This window comes from Aeromonas sobria (assembly GCF_050266975.1).
Classification (GTDB): domain Bacteria; phylum Pseudomonadota; class Gammaproteobacteria; order Enterobacterales; family Aeromonadaceae; genus Aeromonas; species Aeromonas sobria_B.
In genome coordinates this window covers 20,256-35,049 of record NZ_JBKISU010000034.1, presented here as the reverse complement: position 1 = coordinate 35,049, position 14,794 = coordinate 20,256, and the positions used below count along the sequence as shown (strand labels likewise).

The following is a 14,794-nucleotide window of genomic DNA, read 5'->3' as shown; positions in this document are numbered from 1 at the left end:
TGACTGTGTGCGATGTTCCGTCTGTGGCAGACTTCACAATTTTTGCTGTTACCGGTAACATGTTACCGGTAACGTGGTAGGTTAGAACCCATCGACAGCACGTTTTTTGAAAAATGAGATAGAGGTCAAACAATGGCGGGTAAGAGCATTATCGTGATGGGTGTGTCGGGGAGCGGCAAGTCTACCGTGGGGGCCCAGGTGGCCGAGGCGCTGGGGGCCAAGTTCATCGATGGCGATGATCTGCACCCCAGGGCCAACATCCAGAAGATGGCCGGCGGCACCCCCCTCAACGATGAGGATCGCGCCCCCTGGCTGGAGCGGATCCGCGATGCCGCCTACAGCCTGGAGCAGAAGAACGAGGTGGGCGTCATCGTCTGCTCCGCGCTCAGGCGCCGCTACCGCGACCAGATCCGCGAAGGCAACCAGGCGGTCCAGTTCCTGTTCCTCGACGGGGAATATGACCTCATCCTGGCCCGGATGAAGGCGCGCCACGGCCACTTCATGCGGGAATCCATGTTACAAAGCCAATTCGATACCCTGGAGCGCCCGGATGCAGAGCCCGGCGTCCATCGCATCGACATCGACGGCAGCCTGGATCAGGTGATCGCACGCGCCGTTCACGCCTTGGAGGAAACAGCATGACTCATCCGATCATCACCCAGGTCACGGAGCGGATCGCGGCGCGCAGCGCCAGCCGCCGGGCGGCCTACCTGGCCCGCATCAGCCGTCAGGCCGAGCAGGGCAAGACCCGCGCCGCCCTGGCCTGTGGCAACCTGGCCCATGCCGTGGCCGCCTGCAGCACGGACGAGAAGGGCCGCATCCTCGACATGACCCGGGCCAACGTCGGCATCGTCACCGCTTACAACGACATGCTCAGCGCCCATCAGCCCTACCAGGACTACCCGGACCGGATCAAGACCGCCCTGGCGGCGCTCGGTCACAGCGCCCAGGTGGCCGGCGGCGTGCCCGCCATGTGTGACGGCGTCACCCAGGGTCAGCCGGGCATGGACATGTCCCTCTTCTCCCGGGACCTCATCGCCCAGGCCACCGCCCTGTCCCTGTCCCACAACACCTTCGACGCCACCCTGCTGCTTGGCATCTGCGACAAGATAGCCCCGGGCCAGATCATGGGGGCCCTCTCCCATGGTCACCTGCCCACCGCCTTCGTGCCCGCCGGCCCCATGGCCAGCGGCATCAGCAACGATGACAAGGTGAAGGTGCGCCAGCAGTATGCCGCGGGGGAAGTGGGGCGTGAGGCCCTGCTGGAGATGGAGTGCGGCGCCTACCACGCTCCTGGCACCTGCACCTTCTATGGCACCGCCAACACCAACCAGCTGGTGTTCGAGGCCATGGGCCTGATGCTGCCGGGATCCGCCTTCGTCCATCCCCACAGCGCGCTGCGCCATGCCCTCACCGAGGAGGCGGCCCGTCGCATCAGCGCCCTGATCCCCGGCTCCCCGGCCTATCGTCCCCTGAGCCAGGTGCTGGATGCCCGCACCCTGGTCAACGGCCTGGTGGCCCTGCTCGCCTCCGGCGGCAGCTCCAACCACAGCATCCACATGGTGGCCCTGGCGCGGGCCGCCGGCCTGGTGCTGACCTGGGACGACTTGAGCGATCTCTCCGACGTGGTGCCGCTGCTGGTGCGCATGTACCCGAACGGCCCGGCCGACGTGAACGCCTTCCAGCAGGCGGGCGCCGTGCCCGGCCTGATGCGCCGGCTGGCGGAGCTGGACCTGCTCAACATGGATGCCATCCCCACCTTCGGCACCCTGGCGGATCACCTCACCGCCCCCGAACTGGTCGACGGCAAGTTGGTGTGGCGCCCGGTGGGCGAGAGCACGGATCCCGCCGTGCTCTCGCCGAGCGGTCAGGTGTTCCAGGCCAGCGGCGGCACCAAGGTGCTGGATGGCAACCTGGGCCGCGCCGTGATCAAGGTCTCCGCCGTGGCCCCCGAGTATCGGGTGGTGGAGGCGCCGGCCCGCATCTTCTCCTCCCAATATGCGGTGGCCGCCGCCTATCAGGCGGGCGAGCTCAACCAGGATGCCGTCATAGTGGTGCGCCACAATGGCCCGGCCGCCAACGGCATGCCGGAGCTGCACATGCTGATGCCCGTGCTCGGCAACCTGCAGAAGGCGGGTCACAAGGTGGCCCTGGTCACCGATGGTCGCCTCTCCGGCGCCTCCGGCAAGATCCCGGCCGCCATCCATGTCACGCCGGAGGCGCTGCACGGCGGCGCCATCGGTCTGCTTGCCGACGGCGATCTGCTGCGCCTGGATGCCGAGACGGGCCGTCTCGACTGCCTGACCGATCTGACCGGTCGCCGCCAGGCCGAGATCGACCTCACCCTGGAACAGGAAGGGTGGGGCCGTGAACTGTTCAGCGTGATGCGTCGCGCGGTATCGAGCGCCGAGTGCGGCGCCACCATCTTCGATTGAAATCTGACTGAGGAAGAGCCATGCAAAACTGGAAAGTGACCCCCGCCGAGGTGTTTGCCGCCTCCCCCCTGGTGCCCGTGATGGTCATCAGCGACCTGGAACAGGCCCTGCCCATGGCCAAGGCGCTGCTGGACGGCGGCATCTCTGTGTTCGAGATCACCCTGCGCACCCCGGTGGCCCTCGATGCCATCGCCCTCATCGCCAAGGCGATGCCGGACGCCATGGTGGGAGCGGGTACAGTGCTTAACTGCGCTCAGTACGATGCCGCCGTGGCCGCCGGAGCCCGCTTCGTCATCTCCCCGGGCATGACCCCCGCCCTGCTGGCCCATGCCGCCAAGGGCACGGCGCCCCTGATCCCCGGGGTGGCCACCGCCTCCGAGATGATGCAGGCCCTGGAGGCGGGCTATGACCATATCAAGTTCTTCCCGGCCGAGGCGAACGGCGGCACCAAGGCGCTCGCGGCCATCACGGCGCCCCTCGCCCAGATGCGGGTCTGCCCCACCGGCGGCATAGGCCCGAACAACGTGGCCGACTATCTGGCGCTCAAATGCGTCGCCACCGTCGGCGGCTCCTGGATGCTGCCCGCCGACGCCCTCAAGCAGGGCAACTGGGCAGAGGTGACCCGCCTCTCCCGCGAAGCGGTCGAGCTGGTCCGGCGCTAAGGGCCGCGGGTCCGACGTGCGTAAGAGAGGCCAGCCTGGGGTGGCCTCTCTTTTTCTTGGGGGTTCCACGGATGCGCTCGTCACGCATCGGGTGGCGGCGGATGGGATGGCTTGGGGCGACGCTTCCCGGGATTGCACTGCCATCGTCTCGGCGTTTAGAGTCTGTGCGAGTCCCGTGAGGCCAGTGCCATGATCCATCTTTATCAATCCTATCCCGAGGGGCACCTGACCGTGCCCCATGGCCACGATCGGCCACAGTACTGCTACCTGCATGGTGGCGGTGGCGTCATCAGCAGCCGCCAACAGGGCTGTCTGCTGGTGGCGGGCCAGCTCTGTTTCCTGCCACAGGGCCAGGAACACGAGTTTCGCGTCCTGCGCCGCTCCCGCCTCAGCCTGATCTACGGCGAACGGGAGCGGGGCGCCCCCTTCGGCCGGCTGGAGGTGAGCCCCATGGTGGCGGGCCTCTTCGCCCGGTTGGCCCAGCTGGAGGAAGAAGGAGGCGATGGCGAGCCCTATCTGAGGGTGCTCGAGCTCGGGCGAGCGCCGCCCCTGGCCGGGCAGCAGCCGTGTGCGGCGGCGCTGGATCCCCGGCTGTTGCGGGTGCTGGACAAGGTCTGCCAGGCCCCCTCCATCCAGCCGGGCCTGGCGGCGCTCGCGGCGGACTGCGGGGCGTCGGAGCGCACCCTCAACCGGCTGTTTGTCCGGCAGCTGGGCTGCACCTTCCGGCAGTGGCGCCAGCAGGTGGTGATGGGACGGGCCCGCCAGTTGCAGCATCAGGGGCTGAGTCATGGCCGGATCGCCGAGATCCTGGGATACGGGGATCTCAGCGCCTTCTCCCATGCGTTCAACCGTTTCCTGCGGGGCGAATCAGCGCCGTGAGCCTATGTCCCTGTCCTGGGCGTCGCCCTGCAGCAAGCAGGTGAGCTCGTCGGTGTGGCAGAGGCGGCCGGCGCGGAAGGTGAACAGGCCACTCACCTTGCAGACCAGGGTCTGCCCATCCCGGCGGCGAGCCCGGACCAGGTGGGTGGAGTGAACCCGCTCCCCCTGGGCGATCAGGGCCAGAAACGTGATCTGACACTCGGCGAGGCTCTCTCGCAGGGCGAGGATGTGCCGGCGAAAGGCGGCGTAGTCCAGCACCTTGTCGTCGACGTGCTGCAGGTAATCCGGGGTGAACCAGTGGTCGAGTTCGGCGGGGGTGAAGGCGGGATCGCAAATCATGCGGTGCAGGCAGTCTTGCAGTCGTTGCGGGTAATCCATGATGATCTCCTGGGTAAATGGCGCCGCCAGTGTAAGCCAGGAGGGGGATGGCGGGATCTGGCCCAGCCGCCATCCCCTTGGTGCTTGGCGCCAACCTGATCCCCGGGAGGGCAGGGCGCGGATCAGCCCAGACTGCCTCCCTCAAAGAGGGAGAAGCCGAGATCCTTGCGCCGCTCGGTCAGGGGGGCGCCACCGAGGCGAGCCAGCAGCAGGGTGGCGGCCTCGCAGCCTATCTCCTTGCGTGGGGTGACTATGCTCGCCAGCTGGGGCGACATGGCCCGGCCGATGTCGAGGGCGTTGCTGCCGGCGATGGCGATCTGCTGGGGCACGGCGATCCCCCTGGCCTGACAGCGCAGCAGGGCACCGACCGCGAGGTCGTCGTTGGTGCAGTAGAGGCCGTCCAGATCGGGATAGCGGGCCAGGGCCTGCTCCAGCAGTTCGCCCCCCAGGGTGAAGCTGGAGGATTGCTCGGTCAGCAGGTGGCGGCCCGCCAGGCCGGCCTGCTCCATCGCCTGGTAGTAGCCCTCCATCCGCAGCCTGGTACGCACGTCGAGGCGCGCCCCCAGGTAGACGGGGGTGCGCCGCCCCCGGCGCAGCATCTCTGTTACCATGGCCCGGGCGGCCGCTCTGTGATCCATGCCGACCACCATGTCGATGGGCTGCTCGGGCAGATCCATGGTCTCCACCACCGGGATGCCGGCGGTGGCGATCATCTTGCGGGTACGGGCCGTGTGCTGGCTGTCGGAGAGGATCAGGCCATCGACGTGATAGGAGAGCAGGGAGGCAACCTGCTCCTCCTCCCGCTGCGGGCTGTAGCCGTAGTGGGCGAGCAGGGTCTGGTAGCCGGCGGGTCGGGTGACCGACTCTATGCCGCGCACCAGGGCGGCGAACACCTGATTGGAGAGGGAGGGGATCAGGATGCCGATCGCCTTGCTGGTGGCGTTGGAGAGGATATCCGGCGCCCGGTTGGGGATGTAGCCGAGCCGCTCCACCGCGGCGGCGATCCGCTCCCGGGTGCCTTCGGCCACGGCCTGGGGATCGCGCAGGTAGCGGCTCACCGTCATCTTGGTGACACCGGTCAGGTCGGCGATGTCCTGCAGGGTAGGGCGGCGTTTGCGGCTGTCGTTCATGGCGGGATCCTGAAGAATGTTACACGTAACATTATCGTTTTTGCGCAACAAAGTCAGCATTTGGCGCCGATGAAGAGGAGAAAATCATGGTGAGAGACAAGACCTTCCGCCAGCACAGGTTCGAGGCCGATGAGGTGGCGGGGCAGCAGTTCGAACGGTGTCTCTTCCTCGCCTGCAACTTCTCCTGGCTGGATCTGCGGGAGTGCCGCTTCGTCGACTGCCGCTTCTACGACAGGGAGGAGGCGCTGACCTGCCAGCTGCAGGGCTGCGATCTGCGCGAAGCGAGTTTCCTGCGCTGCGATCTGACCCTGGCCAATCTCAGCCGCAGCGAGTGTCTGGGGCTGGAGATGCGGGACTGCCAGGCCATGGGCATCGACCTGTCCCAGGCCAGCTTCGCCAACCGGATCACCCCCAGCAGCTACTTCTGCGAGGCTTATCTGACCGGCAACAACTTCAGTTTTGCCAATCTGGCATCCTGTCTGCTGGAGCGCTGCGAGCTCCATGGCAATCGCTGGCAGAACGCGAACCTGAGGGGCGCCTCCCTGGCGGGCTCGGACCTGCGGGATGGCGAGTTCGGCCAGTTCGACTGGCAGGGGGTGACCTTGACCGGTTGCGATCTGCGGGGCTGCGATCTGCCCGGGCTGGATCTGCGCCGGGTCGACCTGAACGGGGTGCGGATCAGCGAGTCCCAGCAGCAGGCTCTGCTGGAGGCAATCGGCCTGCAGATCTTCCCCTGAGGGCGGTCGTGACGCCGCAAACGGTATAACTTTGCCACATTTCCCTGTGACCCGGTTCGTGGCGCACGACAAAGAGCCCGCGATGGCGGGCTCTTTGTGTGGTGTTGCTTGAGGTGGGGCCTTAGCGCCGTGCCAGCCACTTGGTCGGGTTGATGGCCTCGCCTTGGTAGCGGATCTCGAAGTAGAGGCCGGATCTATCCTGGCCGCCGCTGTCTCCGACCAGGGCCACGGGTTCCCCCTGTTCCACCTTCTGTCCGGTCTGGCGCAGCAGCGACTGATTGTGACCGTACAGACTCATGTAGCCCTTGCCGTGGTCGATCACCAGCAGCATGCCGAAGCCGTCGAGCCAGTCCGCATAGACCACCTGGCCCGGCGCGACCGCCTTGACCTGGGTGCCTTCACTGGCCCCGATCAGGGTGCCCTTCCACTTGAGCTGGGCGGTGCGCTGGGAGCCATAGGCGATGAGGATGGGGCCCTGCACCGGCCAACGCAGATTGCCGCCGGTGCGCAGGCCGCCATAGCCGCCGGCATTTGCCTTGGCACCCTTGTCGGCGGCGGCTTGCTGCTGCGCCACCCTGTTTTGTTGCTCGGCGACGCGCTGCTGCTGGGCGGCGAGCCGTTGCTGTTCACCGACCCTCTGCTGCTGCGCCGCGATCCGTTGCTGCTCCGCAATCCGCTTCTGTTCGGCGGCCAGGCGTTGCGCCTCCAGGCGGCGCTGGCGCTCCTGTTCGGCCTTGATCTTGGCGAGCCGTTCCCGCTCGGCCCGTTCGCGGCGCTCCTGCTCTTCCCGCTTGCGCCTGAGCTCTTCCAGCTTGGCCTTGAGGGCCTGCTCCGCCTTGACCAGCTTGCCGAGCTTCTGCTCGTCGGCCTGCACCGATTGCTGCAACTGGTTGCGCACCTTGGCGCGGCTCTGCTGGCTGGCGAGCAGGGTCTGGTGGTGTTGCTGCTGTTCGCCGAGCAGGGTCTGGAGCCGCTGCTCGGTCTCTTGGGTGGCGATCTGGTTTTTCGCCAGCTTGGCGCGGGTGGCGCGCAGCGTCTCAATGGCCTCGATGCGCGCCTTGTTGAGGTAGTCGTAGTAATCGAGAGAACGGCTCAGTTTGGCCGGATCCTGCTGGTTGAGCAGCAGCTTGAGGTAGTCGTGGTTGCCCGCCTGAAAGGCGCTCTCGGCCTGCTTGGCCAGCAGTTGCTTCTGGCGCCCGGCCTGCTGCTCCAGTTCGCTCTTGTCCTGTTGCAGTTCGACCAGCTTGAGCTGGTTTTGTCGCAGTCGCCCCTTGGTCTCATCGAGCTTGGCGGCGGCGGCGGAAATGGCTTGTTCGTCCTGCTTCAACTGGGCGTTGAGCTTGGCGAGTTCACTCTTGCTGAGCTTGATGGTCTGCTGCTGCGCCTTGATCTGGGATTGCATCTGACCGAGGTCGTTGGCCGCCGACGCCGGGGTCGGGACAAACGCAAAAAACAGCGCGCCTGCCAACAGGCAGACGCGACTGATTTGGTGTGAAATAACTTCGCATCCCCGCATGGGGCAGGATTATTTCAGAATCATCAGGGGCTTGCCAGTCATTTCCGGCGGCACAGGCAGACCCATCAGAGTCAGCATGGTCGGGGCCAGATCGGACAGTTTGCCCCCTTCCAGTACCTCGGCCTTGCGACCGAAATAGATGAGGGGAACCGGCAGATTGGTGTGGGCGGTGTGGGCCTGGCCCGTCTCTTCGTCCAGCATCTTCTCGGCGTTGCCGTGGTCGGCGGTGATCAGGCACTCGCCGCCCACTTCCGCCAGGGCTTCGGTGACGCGACCGATGCAGTGGTCGACGGCTTCACAGGCCTTGACGGCCGCATCGAACACGCCGGTGTGGCCGACCATGTCGCCGTTCGGGTAGTTGCAGATGATGACGTCGTACTTGCCGCTCTTGATGGCGCCGACCAGCTTGTCGGTCAGCTCGCCCGAGCTCATCTCCGGCTGCAGATCATAGGTGGCCACTTTCGGGCTGGCGACGATCTCGCGGTCTTCGCCGGTGAAGCAGGACTCTTCGCCACCGTTGAAGAAGAAGGTGACGTGGGCGTACTTCTCGGTCTCGGAGATACGCAGCTGGGTCTTGCCCTGCTTGGCGAGCCACTCGCCCAGGGTGTTGACCAGGGCGGTGGGCGGGTAGGCGCAGGCGGTCTTGATGTCGGCCGCGTACTCGGTCAGCATCACGAAGTTCAGGGCCGGAGTGGCGGCGCGGGCGAAGCCGGTGAAGTCGCTGTCGACGAAGGCGCGGGTGATCTCGCGGGCGCGGTCGGCACGGAAGTTCATGAAGATCAGGGCATCGCCATCCTGCATGGGGGCGGCTTCGCCGATGCGGGTGGCCTTGACGAACTCGTCGTTCTCGTCGCGGGCATAGGCGGCAGCCAGGGCGTCGCTGGCGCTGTCGGTGGTGAACTCGCCCTTGCCCTGGGTCATCAGGTCATAGGCTTGCTGCACGCGATCCCAGCGGTTGTCACGGTCCATGGCGTAGTAACGGCCGATCATGGAGGCGAAACGGCCCTTGCCCAGGCGGGCGAACAGGGCATCAAACTGCTCGATGGAGGATTGGGCACTGCGCGGCGGCACGTCGCGGCCATCCAGGAAGGCGTGGAAGTAGATCTGCTCGGCGCCACGTTTGGCGGCCATCTCGATCATGCCCATGATGTGCTCTTCGTGGCTGTGCACGCCACCCGGGGACATCAGGCCCATGATGTGCACGGCCTTGCCCTGGCTGACGGCGCCATCGACGGCCTTGCCCAGCTCGACGTTGTCAAAGAAGGTGCCTTCGGCGATATCCTTGGAGATGCGGGTCAGCTCCTGATAGACGACACGACCGGCACCTATGTTGGTGTGACCCACTTCGGAGTTGCCCATCTGGCCGTCGGGCAGGCCAACGTCCAAGCCGGAGCCGGAGATCAGGGTGCTGGTGTAGTCACGGGCCAGGCGGTCCAGGTTGGGGGTCTTGGCGGCGGCGACGGCATTGTGCTCTTGCTTGGTGCTGTAGCCCCAACCGTCCATGATGACCAGAACCAGGGGTTTCTTCGCTGTTGACATAAGACTATGTCCTCTCGGATAGGAATGAACTGGGGGAAGTGAAACTAGCGTAATATTACTACATCTGCCGAAATAGTCACCTGATCCCCAAGTCCCTAAGCCCCTTAGTTTTTCTGCTGTTATCACCCGGTTTTGTGCATGTTGCCAGCTTGTCGACAGGGGGGGCGGTGACGAGGCGAACGCCGGTTGGCGCTCCTCGCAGAGATCGGTTCCCCCTGCCCGGGATGGCGACGGCGCAGGGGCTCCCATCATGATGGGAGCCCGCTCCCGCTTTGCCGCCAAGATGGCTGATCTTCTCCAGGCCCCCATGTATACTCGGCCACTTGTCTCGGTCTTCGGATAGTAAAAGATGCAAGAGTATTTGGATTTTGTGACCCGCAATCCGCTGCTGTCGGCAGCCTGGCTGGGTCTGGCTGGCACCCTGGTCTACACCACGGTGCGCGCCACTCTCTCGCCGGTCAAAACGGTGAATAATCACGGCGCTACCCTGCTCATCAACCGTGAAGATGCCATCGTCATCGATACCCGCGGCCAGGACGAGTATGCCAAAGGCCACCTGGCCGGGGCCCTGCACCTGCCGCTCAGCCAGATCCAGGGCAATAACCTGGGCACGGTTGAAAAGCATAAAGATGCCCCCATCATAGTGGTGTGCGAGTCGGGGATGACCGCCGGTGGCGCGGCCCGCCAGCTGAGCAAGGCCGGCTTCAAGCAGGTATATGTACTCGGTGGTGGCATGGCCCAGTGGCGTGCAGATAATCTGCCGGTAACCAAAAAACGCTGAATTAAGGGCGTGCGCCCAATCTTTTTATCAAAGGAATCAAACGAATGGCTGACGAAATCAACAACCAGGAAGTACAACCGGAATTCCACATCCAGCGCGTTTACACCAAGGATGTCTCCTTCGAAGCGCCCAACACGCCGCACATCTTCCAGAAAGAGTGGCAACCGGACGTCAAGCTGGACATGGATACCAAGACCAGCATCCTGGCCGATAGCGTCTACGAGGTCGTGCTGACCCTGACCGTCACCTGCAAGCTGGAAACCGAGACCGCCTTCCTGTGTGAAGTGCAGCAGGCCGGCATCTTCAGCATCGGCAACCTGCCGGAGCCGCAGCTGGCTCACTGCCTGGCGGCCTTCTGCCCGAACATCCTGTTCCCCTATGCCCGCGAAGCCGTGGCCAACCTGGTGAGCAAGGGTTCCTTCCCGCAGCTGAACCTGGCACCGGTCAACTTCGATGCCCTGTTTGCCCAGCACATGGCGCAGGCTCAGCAGGCGACAGCGGAAGCCTGATCCATGGCCAACCCGATCGCGATTTCGGTGTTGGGGGCGGGGTCTTATGGCTCCGCCCTTGCCATTTCTCTGGCCCGCAACGGCCATCCGACCCTGCTGTGGGGCCACGATCCGGCCCATGTGGCCGTGTTGGAGGCGGATCGCTGCAACAAGGCGTTTCTGCCCGATGTCCCTTTTCCTGCCGATCTGCAATTGACGGCGGATCTGCAGACCGCGGTGCAGGCGGCCCCCGTGCTGTTGCTGGTGGTGCCGAGCCATGTGTTCGGTCAGGTGCTGAACCAGGTCAAGCCCTTCCTGCGCCCGGATACCCGCATCGCCTGGGCCACCAAGGGCCTGGAGCCCGACAGCGGCCGCCTGCTGCAGGATGTCGCCCGCGAGGCATTGGGTGATGCCATCCCGCTGGCGGTGATCTCGGGCCCCACCTTCGCCCGCGAGCTGGCCGCCGGCCTGCCGACCGCCATCTCGGTGGCCTCGACCCACGACGACTTCGCCGACGATCTCTCCCATCTGCTCCACTGCGGTCGCTCGTTCCGGGTCTATACCAATCCGGATTTCATCGGCCTGCAGCTGGGGGGGGCGGTCAAGAACGTCATCGCCATCGGTGCCGGTCTCTCCGACGGGCTAGGCTTTGGCGCCAATGCCAGAACCGCGCTGATCACCCGGGGGCTGGTGGAGATGCAGCGCCTCGGTGCGGCGCTGGGTGCCGATGCCAAGACCTTCATGGGGATGGCGGGCCTGGGGGATCTGGTACTGACCTGCACCGACAACCAGTCCCGCAACCGCCGCTTCGGTCTTGCCCTCGGGGCAGGCAAGGATGTGGATACCGCCATGGCCGAGATAGGTCAGGTGGTGGAAGGGTATCGCAACACCAAGGAGGTGCATCTGCTGGCGGCCCGTTGCGGCGTCGAGATGCCCATCTGCGAGCAGATCTTCCAGGTGCTCTATCAGGGCAAGAACCCGAAAGAGGCGGCCATCGCCCTGCTGTCACGAGACAAGAAGGACGAGTGATTCGCCCGAGCATGAAAAAGGCCCCGCCAGCTGGCGGGGCCTTTTCTTTGCCGCATGTCTTTGCCACCAGGGACAACTCAATAGTAGGAGTGGTCGCCGCGCTGGTGCTCGGTGGCATCTTTGACGCCGTTGAGCTCGCCTGGGAACTTCTCAAGCAGCTGCTTCTCGATCCCCTCTTTCAGGGTGTAATCGACCATGGAGCAGCCGTTGCAACCGCCGCCAAACTGCAGGATGGCCAGCTTGTCTTCGGTCAGCTCGACCAGGGTCACCTTGCCGCCGTGACCGGCCAGCATGGGGTTGACCTCTGAGGTGAGCACGTATTCGATGCGGTCGATCAGGGGCGCATCGTCGGCCACCTTGCGCATCTTGGCATTCGGCGCCTTGAGGGTGAGCTGGGAGCCCATCTGATCGGTGACGAAATCTATGGTGGCATCGACCAGGAAGGGGGCGCTCAGGGGATCGACCAGGCAGTCGAAGCCGCTGAAGGGCAGGTGTTGATCTTCCGGGTCTACCGCATCCGGCGGGCAATAGGATACGCCGCACTCGGCATTCTGGGTTCCCGGATTGACCACAAACACCCGGATATTGGTGCCATCAGGCTGATTTTCCAGCAGCTTGCGGAAGTGGGCCTGGGCGGTGTCGGAAATGCTGATCATCACTATCCTCATAAACCTGAGTGTACGACTAGGGTATTCATGATAACGCGGTTGCCTGCCCTTGGGTAGCAAGTGTTCGCCCCGTGAGGGTGGCGGGTGTGGTCCGGCGGCGGACTCATCCCTTGGGATGGGGCAGGGTGCGACACAGGGCCCACACCTCGACCCTCTCTATGCCGCTGCGGCGCAGCAGACGGCTGAGCTGGCCCGCGGTGGCCCCCGTGGTCACCACATCATCGAGCAAGGCCACGTGGCGGTATGGGTGGGGGGCCAGCGCAAAGGCGCCCTTGAGATTGCGTCGCCGCTGGCCGGCGCTGAGCCGGGTCTGTTGCGGCGTGGCCCGAATGCGGCGGATCACCCCGGTGTCGAGGGGAATGCCGGTGAGGCGACTCAAGTCTATGCCGATCTGCTGCGCCTGGTTGAAGCCTCGCCGCCATTGACGCCACCAGTGCAGGGGGACGGGCAGGATAGCCTCGGGGGGATCGTCCAGCACCAGGTGATCGGCCAGCAGCCGGGCGAGCAGGGGAGCCAGCAAGAGGTCGCCGCCATATTTCAGGCGAGGGATGAGCCAGGGGTAGGGGGCCTGATAGTCACCGATGACTTGCAACCGATCCCAGGGGGGCGGCCGGCGCTGGCAGCGACCGCAGAGCGGCCAGGGTTGTGTGAGGGGCGCGGCGCAGAGCTGGCAGCGATGGGTGGATTGCCTGAGGCTGGTGCGACACCAGTGACAGAGCAGGGGCTCGGTCGTGCAGGGCTGGCGGCAGAGCAGGCAGTGACCCAGCCAATCGGCGCGGGTGCCGAGCATCGGACTTGCTTTGGCGAGCAGGCGCTTTAACATGCGACACCCAATAGGCTGGAGTGAGGGAGTCTGATGAGCATAGTGGTGGAGCGCCTCGGTCAGGGGCAGGATCTGGTGTTGTTGCACGGTTGGGGCATGAATGGCGCCGTCTGGCATGGGATAGTGCCCCTGCTCAGCCCCCATTTCCGGCTGCATCTGGTGGATCTGCCGGGCTTTGGTGGCAGCCCCCTTGCCGAGGGGGTCGAGTATGACCTGCCCTGGCTGGCTCGGGAGGTGGCCGCCGTGCTGCCGGCGCGGGCCCACCTGCTTGGCTGGTCCCTGGGGGGGCTGGTGGCGAGCCGCATCGCCCTGGATCACCCCGAGCGGGTGGCATCTCTGGTGACGGTGGCCAGCTCCCCCTGCTTCCTGGCCCGGGAGGAGTGGCCCGGCATTGCGCCCAAGGTGCTCGATGGCTTCATGGCTGCCCTGGGGGGGGATTTTCGCCAGACGGTGGAGCGCTTCCTCGCCATCCAGGCCATGGGCAGCGAACACGCCAGGGATGATATCCGTCAGCTCAAACAGTGGCTGGCCGAGCGGCCTGCCCCGCAATTGCCAGCCTTGACGGCGGGGCTGACCATGCTGGCCGAGGTGGATCTGCGGGACGAACTGGCGCAGCTGACGCCGCCCTGGCTGCGGATCTATGGCCGGCTCGACTCCCTGGTGCCGAGGGCCAGCATCCCCCTGCTCGACGAGCGTTATCCCCGCAGCGAGCATCAGGTGCTGGCCAAGGCGTCCCATGCGCCCTTCATCTCCCACCCGGAGACATTCGTAACCGGTTTGATGGACTGGTTTGCCAAGATGGACGAAAAATGAGCTCATTGCTTTGATAATCGCCCCCGGCGGTGGATACTTAGCCCATCGCCAAGGAGAGCACCAGATGCAGATTGATTCCGCTTTTACCACAGGGCTGCAGGGATATCAGCGCGCCGAGCAGAGGGTCGAGGACGCCGGCACCGCCATTGCCCGCGCCACCCTCGTCCCGAGCGAGCCGCAAGCCGCCCCGGTCGAGATCACCGATGAGCTCATCAACCTCAAGCTGGGTGAGCTGCAGGCCGGTGCCTCGGCCAGGGTGATCCAGACCGCCAGCGACATGCTCGGCAGTCTGATCGACATCCGGGTCTAGGCGTCCCGGCTCCCCGGTCAGCGAACCGCCCCATGAGCCTCAACGTCACCCTTCCCCCCGGTCTGCCCACGACGCTGCAACCCCAGACGGATGCGGCGCGCAGCGACAATCGCCGCGCCGAGCTGATCCCCCGGCCCCCGGAGGGCGCCGCCGCCGGGGGGAGCCAGAAGTCTGCCGGCCAGCAGGATCAGGCGAGACAGGCTCACGGCCAGGGGCCGGGACGGGAAGGGGTGGGCAAGGAGGGGGATCAGCCCTTCGGGGTGCAGCCTGGCCGGCACAGGATCGAGGAGCGTGAGTCACACTCGGGTCATGGCGACGGTCAGCAGGGGCAGGGGCAGGGGGAGAGGCAGGGCGAGGCGGGGCGGGCTCGGGAGTCTGGGGGAGGAGCCAGAACCCAGTCGTTCGAGCCGCCCCAGACCGGATTGCAATTGCGCCCGGCCGGCACCCCTGCTGCGGTGACGGCCACGGGGGGCGTGTTGAATGCCTACATGGAGCTGCGCAGTCAGGCCATCGCCCGGCGTTATCGCGGCGCCAGCCTGCCTGCCGCCCCCCAGCGGCTCGATCTGCGGATCTGATCCAGACCGTCACGCTCCCGAACAATCGAAA

General features: G+C 65.5%; 17 protein-coding genes. 11 read left to right on the top strand and 6 right to left on the bottom strand.

What is annotated here, in order from left to right; genetic code table 11:
- Window positions 1–132: 132 nt before the first annotated feature.
- The 4 genes from ACLHZ1_RS17310 (at window position 133) to ACLHZ1_RS17295 (ending at window position 3,976) form a co-directional block, all read left to right on the top strand.
- Window positions 133–642: a gluconokinase gene (locus ACLHZ1_RS17310; RefSeq protein ID WP_427263067.1), complete on the top strand. Its 510-nt coding sequence runs from the start codon at window positions 133–135 to the stop codon at window positions 640–642.
- The gene (gene edd, locus ACLHZ1_RS17305; protein ID WP_427263066.1) at window positions 639–2,435 is read left to right on the top strand and encodes a phosphogluconate dehydratase; all 1,797 of its coding nucleotides are present in this window, start codon (window positions 639–641) and stop codon (window positions 2,433–2,435) included. The genes ACLHZ1_RS17310 and edd overlap by 4 nt, the downstream gene beginning before the upstream one ends.
- A 20-nt stretch (window positions 2,436–2,455) precedes the next feature.
- Window positions 2,456–3,097, top strand: a complete 642-nt coding sequence (locus tag ACLHZ1_RS17300; protein ID WP_427263065.1) for a bifunctional 4-hydroxy-2-oxoglutarate aldolase/2-dehydro-3-deoxy-phosphogluconate aldolase — start codon at window positions 2,456–2,458, stop codon at window positions 3,095–3,097.
- Between the two features lie 189 nt (window positions 3,098–3,286).
- On the top strand, window positions 3,287–3,976 hold the full coding sequence (locus ACLHZ1_RS17295) for a helix-turn-helix domain-containing protein (protein ID WP_427263064.1): 690 nt from the start codon (window positions 3,287–3,289) through the stop codon (window positions 3,974–3,976).
- Here the strand turns inward: ACLHZ1_RS17295 and ACLHZ1_RS17290 are convergent.
- Together ACLHZ1_RS17290 and ACLHZ1_RS17285 are read right to left on the bottom strand one after the other, a co-directional pair.
- Complete coding sequence (locus ACLHZ1_RS17290) at window positions 3,965–4,354, bottom strand: nuclear transport factor 2 family protein (protein ID WP_427263063.1); 390 nt, start codon at window positions 4,352–4,354, stop codon at window positions 3,965–3,967. The two genes, ACLHZ1_RS17295 and ACLHZ1_RS17290, sit on opposite strands and share 12 nt — an antisense overlap.
- A 122-nt stretch (window positions 4,355–4,476) precedes the next feature.
- A complete protein-coding gene (locus tag ACLHZ1_RS17285; RefSeq protein ID WP_427263062.1) occupies window positions 4,477–5,484 on the bottom strand; it encodes a substrate-binding domain-containing protein in 1,008 nt (335 codons plus the stop codon).
- An 86-nt stretch (window positions 5,485–5,570) separates the two neighbouring features.
- Between ACLHZ1_RS17285 and ACLHZ1_RS17280 the strand changes: the two genes are divergently transcribed.
- The gene (locus ACLHZ1_RS17280; protein ID WP_427263061.1) at window positions 5,571–6,221 is read left to right on the top strand and encodes a Qnr family pentapeptide repeat protein; all 651 of its coding nucleotides are present in this window, start codon (window positions 5,571–5,573) and stop codon (window positions 6,219–6,221) included.
- A 121-nt stretch (window positions 6,222–6,342) separates the two neighbouring features.
- Here the strand turns inward: ACLHZ1_RS17280 and ACLHZ1_RS17275 are convergent, their stop codons facing one another.
- Both ACLHZ1_RS17275 and gpmM read right to left on the bottom strand, forming a co-directional pair.
- Complete coding sequence (locus ACLHZ1_RS17275) at window positions 6,343–7,737, bottom strand: peptidoglycan DD-metalloendopeptidase family protein (RefSeq protein ID WP_427263060.1); 1,395 nt, start codon at window positions 7,735–7,737, stop codon at window positions 6,343–6,345.
- Window positions 7,738–7,746: 9 nt separating this feature from the next.
- A complete protein-coding gene (gene gpmM, locus ACLHZ1_RS17270) occupies window positions 7,747–9,276 on the bottom strand; it encodes a 2,3-bisphosphoglycerate-independent phosphoglycerate mutase (RefSeq protein WP_427263059.1) in 1,530 nt (509 codons plus the stop codon).
- A 349-nt stretch (window positions 9,277–9,625) separates the two neighbouring features.
- On the opposite strand from gpmM, the gene ACLHZ1_RS17265 reads away from it, so the two are divergent.
- The 3 genes from ACLHZ1_RS17265 to gpsA are packed head-to-tail and all read left to right on the top strand — an operon-like array spanning window position 9,626 to window position 11,574.
- Window positions 9,626–10,057 (top strand): rhodanese-like domain-containing protein, encoded by a 432-nt coding sequence (locus ACLHZ1_RS17265; RefSeq protein WP_041999190.1) that lies wholly within the window; start codon window positions 9,626–9,628, stop codon window positions 10,055–10,057.
- A gap of 44 nt (window positions 10,058–10,101) precedes the next feature.
- A complete protein-coding gene (gene secB / locus ACLHZ1_RS17260; protein WP_041999191.1) occupies window positions 10,102–10,566 on the top strand; it encodes a protein-export chaperone SecB in 465 nt (154 codons plus the stop codon).
- A gap of 3 nt (window positions 10,567–10,569) precedes the next feature.
- Window positions 10,570–11,574 (top strand): NAD(P)H-dependent glycerol-3-phosphate dehydrogenase, encoded by a 1,005-nt coding sequence (gene gpsA / locus ACLHZ1_RS17255; RefSeq protein ID WP_427263058.1) that lies wholly within the window; start codon window positions 10,570–10,572, stop codon window positions 11,572–11,574.
- A 77-nt stretch (window positions 11,575–11,651) separates the two neighbouring features.
- Here gpsA and nfuA read toward each other — a convergent pair whose 3' ends face one another.
- Window positions 11,652–12,230 carry a Fe-S biogenesis protein NfuA gene (gene nfuA / locus ACLHZ1_RS17250; RefSeq protein ID WP_041999196.1) on the bottom strand — a complete coding sequence of 193 codons (579 nt, stop codon included), beginning with the start codon at window positions 12,228–12,230 and terminating at the stop codon, window positions 11,652–11,654.
- Window positions 12,231–12,345: 115 nt separating this feature from the next.
- Window positions 12,346–13,065, bottom strand: a complete 720-nt coding sequence (locus tag ACLHZ1_RS17245) for a ComF family protein (RefSeq protein ID WP_427263057.1) — start codon at window positions 13,063–13,065, stop codon at window positions 12,346–12,348.
- Between the two features lie 33 nt (window positions 13,066–13,098).
- On the opposite strand from ACLHZ1_RS17245, the gene bioH reads away from it, so the two are divergent.
- The 3 genes from bioH to ACLHZ1_RS17230 all read left to right on the top strand — a co-directional run bounded on the left by bioH (window position 13,099) and on the right by ACLHZ1_RS17230 (window position 14,763).
- On the top strand, window positions 13,099–13,878 hold the full coding sequence (gene bioH, locus ACLHZ1_RS17240; RefSeq protein ID WP_427263056.1) for a pimeloyl-ACP methyl ester esterase BioH: 780 nt from the start codon (window positions 13,099–13,101) through the stop codon (window positions 13,876–13,878).
- A gap of 64 nt (window positions 13,879–13,942) precedes the next feature.
- Window positions 13,943–14,188: a flagellar biosynthesis protein FlgE gene (locus tag ACLHZ1_RS17235; protein WP_427263055.1), complete on the top strand. Its 246-nt coding sequence runs from the start codon at window positions 13,943–13,945 to the stop codon at window positions 14,186–14,188.
- Between the two features lie 32 nt (window positions 14,189–14,220).
- Window positions 14,221–14,763 (top strand): hypothetical protein, encoded by a 543-nt coding sequence (locus ACLHZ1_RS17230; RefSeq protein WP_427263054.1) that lies wholly within the window; start codon window positions 14,221–14,223, stop codon window positions 14,761–14,763.
- The last annotated feature ends 31 nt before the right edge of the window (window positions 14,764–14,794 follow it).